The following is an 11,293-nucleotide window of genomic DNA, read 5'->3' on the forward strand; positions in this document are numbered from 1 at the left end:
TACTGTAGATGTTTTTAGCTTAACGATCATCCGAGTTTTATAAATAGCTGCCTTGTAGCTCAGTTGTATGGGGAATCAAGTCTGTATTCCACTGGACAATAGCCTGTTTCAGCATATTTGGGGGGGTGTCTAAATCGACTTCCGGTTGGTGCAAAGCGCGAATGGCTTGCTGTAATAATTCAGGAGCACGCTTGAGATCGAGTGCTTGAGCCAGATTCTGTTTAGAGAGTTTTTGTCCCTGAGCATTCATCGCTAAAGGCAGATGCATGTATTCAAGTTGCGGATAACCCAGCAGCGAACCGAGCCAGATTTGCCGTTCGGTATTGTCCAGCAGGTCGGCACCGCGAACTACGTGGGTGACTCCTTGCAGATAATCATCAACCACTACGGCGAGCTGATAATTGATAATGCCATCACGGCGCTTCAGCACAAAATCGCCTAGGTCCTGTTGCAGGTTGGAACAATGTGTTCCTTGCAGGCGATCGGTAAAGCAGATCTGTTGATCTGGTACTTTGACACGAATGGCTTGCTGATCAAAAGGCAGGTTTAAATCCCGGCAGGTTCCAGCATAGATATGATTGGAACCGAGCATTTTACGGGTGCACTGGCAGGCATAGACCCAGCCTTGCTGATGCAGCTGTTCTATCACAGATTCATAAATATCAAGGCGGTCTTTCTGGAAAATGATCTCGGCATCGGGCTCAAACTGGAACGCATCGATTGAGCGCAAGATATGTTCTTCACTACCGGGATAAATACGCGGCATGTCAGTATCTTCAATCCGGATCAGCCATTGACCCTGATGGGCACGGGCATCGCAATAACTGGCCACCGCTGTAATAAGCGAGCCAAAATGCAAAGGGCCGGTTGGCGATGGCGCAAACCGACCCACGTAATTCTCTTCAGCTTTCCCTCCCTTTTTTAAAGGGAGGGTCAGGGAGGGATTACTTAACACAGTATTAACCGTTATTTTGCTTCTCTTTGATTTCTGCCAAAGTTTTGCAGTCAATACAAAGGGTAGCCGTTGGACGTGCTTCAAGACGACGCAGACCAATTTCAATACCACAGGTTTCACAGAAACCGTAATCGTCGTTTTTAATCGCTTCGATAGATTGCTCAATCTTGCGAATCAGCTTGCGTTCACGGTCACGTGTACGGAGTTCAATCGCAAACTCTTCTTCTTGTGTGGCACGGTCATTAACATCAGGCAATGCGGTATTTTCGTCTTGCATGGTGTTGAGTGTACGGTCTACTTCAGACATGAGCTCTGCTTTCCACGCCAATAAAATCTGGCGGAAATGCTCAAGCTGTCCTTCAGACATGTATTCTTCATTTTTTTTAGGCTGATAAGGTGCAATACCAAATAAGCTAGCAGTAGAACCACTTTCTGACGCTTTTGGCTTTGTTTTACGCACGCGTTTGGTAGATTTTTCATCTACCACATCAGTTTGTTCGTCCAAGACTTGATTTTGGTTGTCATTCGCCATATAGGGCATTCCTCATCATATGCGTATTATCTATACGCAAAAAATATGGTGATATGCAAGTGTTTTTATCCAACCCTAAGGAGATTCTCCTTCGAGGGTCGTCATCATATAGACTTTTTGTGCTTTTTGATAGTCTTTGATGCTTGGATTCTATCGATCATGCTTCCTTCAGAAGCCATAAAGTAATAGAAAAAAAGCAAAATGAAAAGTTAGTAACCTGAAATTTCGCTATTAATTTGTTGCCGTACTGTTTGGACACGCTGAATTCGGGTTTCAAGCTCACCATTGGCTTTTAGATGCAGGACACGAAACCCCGGGGCCTGGTCATCTAGGGCAAAATTTTCACTGAAAGGTTTGAACTGGACACAGGTCGATGGAGTTGAGAAAAACAGGATGTGCTGCCATTCATGACACGAATCCTGATGCACATGACCAAAAATAACCGCTTTAACATGACTATGCCTGGCTAAAACAGCGGTCAAGTTTTCAGGGTTTTTCAGTTTATGTTGATCGATCCATTTTGATTGCATGGCAAAAGGATGATGATGACATGCCACAATGACAAATTGCTGTTGCAGTTCTGCCAGTAGCTGATCTAGCTGTTGTAATTGCTCTGGTTCAATCCGGCCATCTATTCTGCCGTCTACGGCTGTGTTTAGCAGCAGCACGCTCCATCTGCCAAAATGAATGGCGTGTACCTGATTTTTATGCTGATAGAAAGGGAACAGATCAATATCATCATGATTGCCTGGAATTTGATAAAAGGGAATACCAAGATTCTGCATATAAGATAAATAACGTGTATACGTCTGTTTGACCGGTACTTGTGCCAGATCCCCAGTATGAATAATGGCATCGGTACTCGGATATTGCTGCTGAATTTGTTGCATCACAGCATGAAAGCTGTGTTCCGGATTCATCTCTACAAATTCCAGATCGTCCTGATCCATCAAATGTGTGTCTGAAATCTGAATAATGGTCCAGTCTTGCTGGTCTTCATTGGGTTGGTATAAAGTCATGTCCGACTCCTAGACATTCCTTGTTGTTTTAATATGTTGTTGCAGCCATTGCAAGGCCATAATGACTGGCGCATTCCTTAATCGGCCATTACTCAATAAGGTAGTGATTTCACTATAATCAATGATATGCAGCTGAATATTTTCCCCTTCATCCGGCATGCCAAACACTCCGCCGTGTTCAGGAAGATGCGCCTGGGCACTATATAAATGAAACAGTTCAGAACAGGCCCCAGCCGAAGGATAAAAGCTGAATAAATGCTGTAACTGGTCAATCTCGCAGCCTGATTCTTCCACGCTCTCACGACGTATACAGCTTTCCGGCGATTCATCACCATCGAGTACACCGGCAATCACTTCTAGTTGCCAGGGGGATTCTGGATCATCCATTGCACCAACACGGAATTGTTCAATCAAGGCAAATTTTTGCTGGGTATCATCATAAATCAGTACACCTGCAGCTTCAGGGCGGTGAATCAGTTCACGCTGCATAACAGGAGTGAATTTGCTCTGGTTAAATAAACGATGACAGAGATTGACTTTTTCAACCTGAATGAAGCCACGGAAAAGATATTCACGCGACTGAATTTTAACTTGGTCGTTGTTATATGTGGCTTGTTTAATAATATTCATATAGCTCAGTCAGGATGAAAAGCATACATTCATCCTAACTGAGAATTTTATGAAAATAAAAGATTTTTTTTTAAGAATTACAGCTTGTGGTACAGTTTTTGACCATGTTCATGATAGCTGGTTTTCATGGCATTCAAACCTGCTTCAATCTCTGTATCCTGTCCCTCGTTAGTTTGATTTTTCGCATAATCCCTCACATTTTGAGTGATTTTCATCGAACAGAATTTAGGACCGCACATGGAACAGAAATGCGCAGATTTGTGTGCTTCCTTCGGCATGGTTTCATCATGCATACTACGTGCCGTATCCGGGTCCAGACTCAAATTGAACTGATCTTCCCAGCGGAATTCGAAACGCGCTTTGGATAGGGCATTATCACGGACTTGCGAACCCGGATGGCCTTTGGCCAGATCGGCGGCATGGGCTGCAATTTTATAGGTGATGATACCGTCTTTGACATCTTTCTTGTTCGGTAAGCCCAAATGCTCTTTTGGCGTGACATAGCACAGCATGGCGGTACCGTACCAGCCAATCATGGCAGCGCCAATTGCCGAGGTAATATGGTCATAACCGGGAGCGATATCGGTGGTTAAAGGCCCTAGGGTATAGAAAGGCGCTTCTTTACAGACTTCCAGTTGCAGATCCATATTCTCTTTGACCATGTGCATCGGTACATGCCCCGGACCTTCAATCATCACCTGTACATCATGCTCCCAGGCACGATGGGTCAGTTCACCCAAGGTACGTAGTTCACTAAACTGTGCTTCGTCATTGGCATCCTGAATACAGCCTGGACGTAAGCCATCCCCCAGGCTGAAGGACACATCATAGGCCTTCATGATCTCGCAGATCTCATCAAAATGCGTATACAGGAAGTTTTCCTGATGATGCGCCAGACACCACTGCGCCATGATAGAGCCGCCGCGAGAAACAATTCCGGTTAAGCGGTTAGCCGTCAGCGGTACATATCTTAAAAGCACGCCGGCATGAATGGTGAAATAGTCCACGCCTTGTTCTGCCTGTTCAATCAGGGTGTCTTTAAAGATTTCCCAGGTCAGATCTTCGGCTACACCATCAACTTTTTCCAGTGCCTGATAAATAGGAACTGTCCCAATTGGAACAGGAGAGTTGCGGATAATCCATTCACGGGTTTCATGAATATTTTTGCCGGTCGACAAATCCATAATGGTGTCAGCACCCCAGCGGGTGGCCCAGGTCATTTTCGCTACTTCTTCATCAATGCTGGAACCGAGTGCGGAGTTGCCGATATTGGCATTGATCTTGACCAGAAAATTACGTCCGATAATCATCGGTTCAATTTCAGGATGGTTAATATTGGCCGGAATAATGGCACGGCCTTCCGCTACTTCCTGACGCACAAATTCAGGGGTAATTTCCGTCAGATTCTTGGCCCCGAAGTTTTGACCGGCATGCTGGCGTGCATCGACACCTGCCTGCTGGCGCTGGTTTTCACGAATGGCGATATATTCCATTTCCGGAGTAATGATGCCCTGACGTGCATAGTGCATCTGGGTAACATTTTTGCCCGCTTTAGCACGGCGTGGCTTTTGAATATGGGCGAAACGGATTTCTGCCGTACGAATATCTTTCAGACGTTCCTGTCCAAAAGCAGAGCTCAAGGTATCTAAACGTTCGGTATCCTGACGTTCTTCAATCCAGCTTTCACGCACATTGGGCAAACCTTTATTCAGGTCAATCGCCACGTTCGGGTCGGTATAAACGCCTGAAGTGTCATAGACCATAATGGCCGGATTGTGTTCACCACCCAGACCGGTTGGGGTTTCGGTCAGGGAAATTTCACGCATAGGCACCTGAATGTCACTACGCGAACCTTGAATGTAGACTTTTCTGGAAGCGGGTAAAATTCGGGTGAGATCTTTGGCATCTTGCTCATGCTGAGCGGAAATATCTGTTGCAGAGCGATTCGTTAATTGGTCCATGGTAATGATCCTTGTGAATAATATCAACGAATCAAGCACGACCAAAAACGTGGCAGATTGATCTGATTGAATGATTTTAAAATCAACACAAATCAATTGAAGGCTTAGGTTTTTTGATGGCTTGATTCCTACGCAGGTCTTAACCTGATCAGGTTCAACGGTACTCACCCTCAAATGCCATATTTGCATATAGAATTTAGGCGATCTCAGCGAGTTATTACTCGCGCTCCGTCAAGCTATGAATCAATACTACCATGTCCATGTACTAAAAAACATTCACATAAAACATCGCTTTTCGGCTGGCATCCAGATCGGAGACTGAGAGGCAGCTTAAAGACAAACGGCATCACTAAAACAGTCACGCGGGTTGGAAAGGCTCAGATTTTGTAAACCCAAATATTCATCTAACTGTCTGAGTGTGAGCTGTTTTTCAGACATCGACTGTTGTTCTTTGAGGCTAAGCTGAACAGGAATTTCTTGTAAGCGCTGCTGTTCGGATAACTGTAGAAACTTGCTCGCTTGAACCGCTAAATGTGAGTTTTTGACCTGGGCTAATTTTTCAATTTCATCCATTGAACTGCTTTGCACTGCATATTTATCCAGGTAAGTATCCGAGACAGGCGAATCATGCATGCCTTTAAATAAAAACAGGGTATACATCTGTAAAAGATATTCCGCATCTTTACGATAGCTGCTTTTGGGGTATTGATTTAAATATTCTTCCCAGAATAAAGCCCGGGTCACAATTTCATGCGGTTCAATCATCAAGATATGCTCTGAAAATACCGGCAGCGTATTTTGTGCCGCCAGATTTTCGATAAAGACCTGTTCGGCTTGTGGCATATAAGGCGCAAAAATTCTGGCTAAATATTCGGGGCTGCGGCGATAATTGATCTGGCCTTTACCGCGATCATACAGCTCTATATAAGCTTGCCCTTTATGTTTTAATAAATATTGATCACGTAACGTCAGTTGTTCAAAACGGTTTTGTTGAATGGTCGGATGCTGCGATAAATCAAAAGCATACTCTTCGAAAGCAGCTTGCTGTGGCGCTGTTCTATCCACACTAAGGAAGTTGTTGTACATTTGATTGGATAGTTTTAATAAATGTTGTTGTTCTGCTAATGTGGACAGCGGCAAGCATAACTTGAGATCCTGATTAATCTGTTCCAGGGCAAAAGTGGTGCGTTCTGCATTAATGGCCAGCATGTTTTTCTCAAGATTTTTGCATAATAGGTTTAAATCTACCGTTTCATCTTGTTGTGATTGTTTTTGTACCGGTTCTTGAATAGGTTGAGGTTCGGGTTTTTGACACCCGATAAGAAGGATAAAAATAAAGAAAGGGAAATATTGCTTAACAGAAAATTTTGTTTTTAACGGCACAGTCATTCTATATCGGGTACATGCGGCAATGATTTGCAGGGTATGCGGGTATTGTATAACTGAAAAAGTCTTTGTCTGTGTAGTGTTGTGAAGGATTTTGGTTACGTGCTGTGATGATGGAGCAGTCATGTGGAGGTTGATGAATAACAGCTGAGCAGATGGCAAAAATTAATAAAAATCATACGGAAAATTGAGCAGATCATTTTAATATTGCATAGCTTTTATTATAAATATGCATGTCTATGGATGGTCGCAGGTCGGGATTTACGATAAAAAATGGATATTAAAATAGTCATTGGTGTATGTGTGTTGCTGTTCAGTCCATGGAGTCATGCTCTGGATTTGGTGCAAGCCTATCAACGGGCGAAAAACAGCGATCCCAATTGGCAAGCGAATCTTTTACAGTATGAAGCAGATCAACTCAATCTGGGCATTGCCAAAGGGAATTTATTGCCAACGGTGACTGTTTCTGGAAATGTGGTGCGTAAAAGTCAGCAGAGCAGTGACAGCACTATTCCTGGTTTTCCTGTAGATGCATTTACGGCTTCCTCGTCCACTACTCGACAAATTGCCATTACTGCTCGTCAGCCACTATTTCGCTGGGATGCCTGGGAAGGTTTAAAGCAGATTAAAACTTCCGTTAATCTGAGTGAAATCACTTTACAATTACAGCGCCAGGAACACATTTTAAACGTCTCGGAAAGTTATTTTAATATATTGCGTCAGCAGAGTTTAACCCTAGCCAATCTGCAGGAAGAAAAAGCCCTGTTTGAACAGCTGAATGTGATGAATGCCAAATTAAAAGAAGGACTGGTAGCAAAAAGCGATGTCAGTGAGGCCAATGCGCAATATCAAAGTGCCCGGGCCAACCGGATTGCCACGCATGTACAATTGGTTTTGGCGCAGGAACAGCTGACCCAGTTAATCGGACCTTATCAAGAGAATTTGGCCGTACTCCGAGACGATTTTCAATTTCAAAAGCCTTATCCTGCTGATCTGGATGCCTGGACAGTGCTGGCACTGAGTCAGAATCTCTCTGTTCAGCAGGCACGTATCCAGCAGCGTTATGCAGAAGACCAGAAACGGGTAGAAAAAGCTGCCTTATATCCACAAATTGAGGCGGTAGGGACGTATGGATATATCAAGCAGTCCCCGCAAAATGTAGTATCCAGTGATGGCCAGTTTGACCAGATTGGCGTAGAGATGAACTGGAATGTTTATACTGGGGGCAGAACGCAAAAATCCATTCAAAAAGCCGCGGTGAATGTGAAGAAAAGCGAATCCCAGCTGGAGGCTGCAATTCGCAAAGCCAGCACCGATGTGAAAAAATCTTATATGCAGGTAGAAACTGATCAAGCCAAATTACAGGCACGAAAAGCCGCAATGGACTCTTCGGAAGTGGTTTCCCAAGCCTCTAAAGCACAATATCAGGAAGGTCTAAAAACCATGGTCGATGTGCTGCTGGCACAACGCAACGCTTTTTCTGCCAAACAGGATTATTTAAATGCAAAATATGATTATTTGATTAATGTGCTGCGTTTAAAAGCATCGGTCGGTAAATTGACCGAAAAAGACCTTGAAGAAATGAATGCCTGGCTGGTTGACAAGTCGTTCAAGCCAGTCAGCTAATCTTGCAGTTTTTGTCATAAAAACTTCATAGTAGGTATGCTTTAATATTAAACAAGATCATTCATTTTAAAATCGCTGTTGTGGAGTACGTCCCTTGCCAAACAATCCGGTGTTAAATCACCATATTTCTTCGCAATTTAATGAAGATTTGCAAGATGTAAATACCAAGTTTATGACCATGGGGGGCTTGGTCGAGCAGCAAGTGGCCAACAGTATTCATGCCCTGTTAGACACTGATGCCGCTTTAGCGATTGAAGTGCAATTTCAGGATAATGTAGTCAATCGTATGGAAACCGAGATTGATGAAGCCTTGACCCTGATTCTGGCACGCCGTCATCCTGCTGCGATTGATTTACGTATGGTGATTGCCATGTCAAAGGCCAATACCGACCTGGAACGTATTGGCGATGAAGCGGCAAAAATTGCCCGCATTGCACAAAATTTATGTGAAGAGGGCAGTTCGCCACGTGGCTATATGGAAACCCGTCACATTGGTAATCAGGTTCGTGTAATGATTCATGATGCGCTGGATGCCTTTGCACGTCTGGATGTTGATCAGGCTTTACGAGTATTGCTTGCCGATGCCGATATTGACCGTGAATACCAGTCTGCGACCCGTACCTTAATGACTTATATGATTGAAGATCCACGTCATATTTCACGGGTCATCAATGTAATGTGGGTACTGCGTTCTTTGGAGCGGATTGGCGACCATGCCCGTAATATTTCCGAACAGGTGATTTATATGGTCAAAGGGCTAGATGTTCGCCATACCAGCGTCGAAGAGATTGAACAGAAAGTTCAGCGTTAATTACTCTCATAATTAAATAAAAAGCCTGCAATTTGCAGGCTTTTTTTATTGCTCATGACTTCATGACTAGGTGGTTATCAGCTATGGTTTGGGAATGGAGCCAAGCGGAAAGACCATGTTTCTATGAATGATTTATTTTAAAATTTAATTTTGCCCTAAGAAGAAGTAAACGAGTTTCGCTCATAAAAGGGATCATGTGAGCACGCTGTTATAAAAATATTCATAATATAATCAACTATGCGTTTCTTCTTCAGCATCCGCTAATACGCAGCTTTTCCCCATAAAATTGTTGCCCTAATTGCACTAAGGCATTGATGACTTCTTTAGCCAGTAAAATGGCAGAGATGGTGATCAGAATATGGCAGCCTTCAGGCAGCCCCAACCCCCGATTCAATCAGTCGATTAATACTATTAACCGCATATTGCAATTAGCGCCTTGACCTGAGCGGTGAAGGAAGCAATCAGGGTCAAATTCGATGACCAGTAAGCTGTAGGTTTGGACAAAAGGCTGAATTTTTTGAAATAAGTGTCATAAATTCATATGCAATTTTTTTGAGACTAAGCCTGATAGCCTATGTCACAAGCGCATACAATATTCTCAATTGTGAACAGAAATCATTCGTTAGAATAAAATGAATTTTAGATTTATTTTTGCCGATGAACTTTGAATTGTTTGAGCCTGAAGTCCGAGCCAATCTGTTGCCCTATGACGGCATTGTACAAGACTATGGCCTGATTTTAACGCCTCAGCAGAGCGAGCAATATTTGCAGTATTTTTTGACTCATCTGGCCTGGCAACATGATGAAGTGCTGTTGTATGGAAAACACTATAAAACTGCACGTAAAGTGGCCTGGTATGGCGATGAAAATTACCCATATCATTATTCCGGCACATTCAAGCAAGCCCATGTCTGGACACCCGGATTATTCCGTTTAAAGCAGCATATCGAAAATTTGGTCGGCTATGCGTTTAATTCATGTCTTGCTAATTTGTATGAAGATGGCACTCAAGCTATGGGCTGGCATAGTGATGATGAGTCTACATTGCAACCCAATACAGGTCAGGAAACCGTGATTGCCTCCTTAAGTTTTGGGGCAACCCGGAAATTCAGTTTTAAGCACAAGCAAAAGCCAGACAAAGTTGATGTGCTGTTACAGAGCGGTCAGCTGATTGTGATGCGTGGCAAGACTCAGCAGTACTGGAAGCATACTTTAAGGAAATCGGTGAAAATTATTGAGCCACGGGTGAATCTGACGTTCCGTTATTTTTATCCGCATGAGAAGCAATAGAATATTGGAAATAAGCGCATAAAAAAGCCCATCCTGTGATGAGCTTTTTTAATTTGGGGAGAGTTTTTAACCTGGCATCACGTTATCATGGAACACTGGATGCTGAAGAACGATAATCATATTATGAGAATATAATAATGAATTCAACATTTTTTAGATTAAAATGTATTGTTGTTCCTCAAGTTAAAATATGTCTTCCTGATGGGTCAAGGTCATAAATTTCTTTTCGATTAAACTGGCATTGTCGCGTAATATTTCGATCAACTTCTGGAAATTGGTAAATTCAAAGCGGTTTTTCGAGCCTAACAGGGTCAAGGCCAAAGGCGGTTCCTTAGTGGAAAATTTCACTGGAATAGAAAGACTGGCCAGATTGGGATCGACTTCTCCACTCGAGAAATAATAGCCCTGTTTTTTAATCTGTTTCATTTGCAACAGGAATTCTTCTTCGCTATGTGCAAAGCCAACTTCAGACAGTTCAGTCACAAAGCGCCGATAATAATCCAAAACGCGCTGTTTGGGTAAATGTGCCAAAATCACCTTGGCAGAAGAACCTTTATAGATTGGGCGAGGACAACCACGACCATAAATCAGCGTGGTCAGGTCTTTATATAGTTCGTGATGAATATCGATACATGAATCGTAATTTAAATGCGTGAGCAGACAGCCGAATTCGGTACGTTCTACAATTTGCTGCATAAAGGGAATGCTGATCTGTACTAAAGGGTCTGTGGTACGGGAAATGTAATCCAGTACGGCAATTTTAGAACCTAGTGTGTAGTCACCTGAAGTTCCACTGAGGCGTTGTAATAATTCTGCCGAAACCAATTCTTTTAAATAACGGTAACTTGTGGGTTTAGAGAGTCCTAATTCCTCACTAATGATATCGACATTAATGATCGGGCGAGACACTGAAAAGAGATCCAAAACGGTAAGAATTTTACCAAAACTAGAAAGTGCCATAAGTACCTGCTTGGTCAAAGCATATAAAAAGAAAAACGAATAAGTATTACTTTATAACAAAAAATTAGGTAGAGCAGGGCTTTTGTGAAGCTAATGTTGTATTTGTACCTCATCTAAAAATAT

Annotated in this window: 10 protein-coding genes, 1 pseudogene and 1 riboswitch; of the genes and pseudogenes, 3 read left to right on the plus strand and 8 right to left on the minus strand. The window is 43.0% G+C overall.

What is annotated here, in order from left to right:
- Nucleotides 1-37 precede the first annotated feature (37 nt).
- The 6 genes from gluQRS to FTT87_RS01065 form a co-directional block, all read right to left on the minus strand.
- Nucleotides 38-955 carry a tRNA glutamyl-Q(34) synthetase GluQRS gene (gene gluQRS / locus FTT87_RS01040; RefSeq protein ID WP_373423489.1) on the minus strand — a complete coding sequence of 306 codons (918 nt, stop codon included), beginning with the start codon at nucleotides 953-955 and terminating at the stop codon, nucleotides 38-40.
- Between the two features lie 4 nt (nucleotides 956-959).
- Nucleotides 960-1,487, minus strand: coding sequence for an RNA polymerase-binding protein DksA (gene dksA / locus FTT87_RS01045; protein WP_086174133.1), 528 nt, complete (start codon nucleotides 1,485-1,487; stop codon nucleotides 960-962).
- Nucleotides 1,488-1,696: 209 nt separating this feature from the next.
- On the minus strand, nucleotides 1,697-2,506 hold the full coding sequence (gene cpdA, locus FTT87_RS01050; protein WP_180174164.1) for a 3',5'-cyclic-AMP phosphodiesterase: 810 nt from the start codon (nucleotides 2,504-2,506) through the stop codon (nucleotides 1,697-1,699).
- A 9-nt stretch (nucleotides 2,507-2,515) separates the two neighbouring features.
- The gene (locus FTT87_RS01055; RefSeq protein WP_180080868.1) at nucleotides 2,516-3,136 is read right to left on the minus strand and encodes an NUDIX domain-containing protein; all 621 of its coding nucleotides are present in this window, start codon (nucleotides 3,134-3,136) and stop codon (nucleotides 2,516-2,518) included.
- Nucleotides 3,137-3,213: 77 nt separating this feature from the next.
- A complete protein-coding gene (thiC, locus tag FTT87_RS01060; protein WP_180174165.1) occupies nucleotides 3,214-5,097 on the minus strand; it encodes a phosphomethylpyrimidine synthase ThiC in 1,884 nt (627 codons plus the stop codon).
- A gap of 108 nt (nucleotides 5,098-5,205) precedes the next feature.
- Nucleotides 5,206-5,338, minus strand: a riboswitch (TPP riboswitch).
- Nucleotides 5,339-5,427: 89 nt separating this feature from the next.
- Nucleotides 5,428-6,486 carry a hypothetical protein gene (locus FTT87_RS01065; RefSeq protein ID WP_180174209.1) on the minus strand — a complete coding sequence of 353 codons (1,059 nt, stop codon included), beginning with the start codon at nucleotides 6,484-6,486 and terminating at the stop codon, nucleotides 5,428-5,430.
- A 270-nt stretch (nucleotides 6,487-6,756) separates the two neighbouring features.
- Here FTT87_RS01065 and FTT87_RS01070 point away from each other — a divergent pair, with 270 nt between their 5' ends.
- Nucleotides 6,757-8,109, plus strand: coding sequence for a TolC family outer membrane protein (locus FTT87_RS01070; protein ID WP_180080871.1), 1,353 nt, complete (start codon nucleotides 6,757-6,759; stop codon nucleotides 8,107-8,109).
- Between the two features lie 94 nt (nucleotides 8,110-8,203).
- Nucleotides 8,204-8,920, plus strand: coding sequence for a phosphate signaling complex protein PhoU (phoU, locus tag FTT87_RS01075; RefSeq protein ID WP_086195193.1), 717 nt, complete (start codon nucleotides 8,204-8,206; stop codon nucleotides 8,918-8,920).
- Between the two features lie 262 nt (nucleotides 8,921-9,182).
- On the opposite strand, the pseudogene FTT87_RS01080 reads toward phoU, so the two are convergent.
- Nucleotides 9,183-9,434: pseudogene (locus FTT87_RS01080) on the minus strand (ABC transporter); the annotation flags it as partial.
- Between the two features lie 143 nt (nucleotides 9,435-9,577).
- On the opposite strand from FTT87_RS01080, the gene FTT87_RS01085 reads away from it, so the two are divergent.
- Nucleotides 9,578-10,210 (plus strand): alpha-ketoglutarate-dependent dioxygenase AlkB, encoded by a 633-nt coding sequence (locus FTT87_RS01085; RefSeq protein ID WP_180042620.1) that lies wholly within the window; start codon nucleotides 9,578-9,580, stop codon nucleotides 10,208-10,210.
- A gap of 183 nt (nucleotides 10,211-10,393) precedes the next feature.
- On the opposite strand, the gene FTT87_RS01090 is transcribed toward FTT87_RS01085, so the two are convergent.
- Nucleotides 10,394-11,170, minus strand: coding sequence for an IclR family transcriptional regulator (locus tag FTT87_RS01090; RefSeq protein ID WP_086195194.1), 777 nt, complete (start codon nucleotides 11,168-11,170; stop codon nucleotides 10,394-10,396).
- Nucleotides 11,171-11,293 lie beyond the last annotated feature (123 nt).

This window comes from Acinetobacter sp. YH01022 (genome assembly GCF_013420235.1).
Lineage (GTDB): Bacteria > Pseudomonadota > Gammaproteobacteria > Pseudomonadales > Moraxellaceae > Acinetobacter.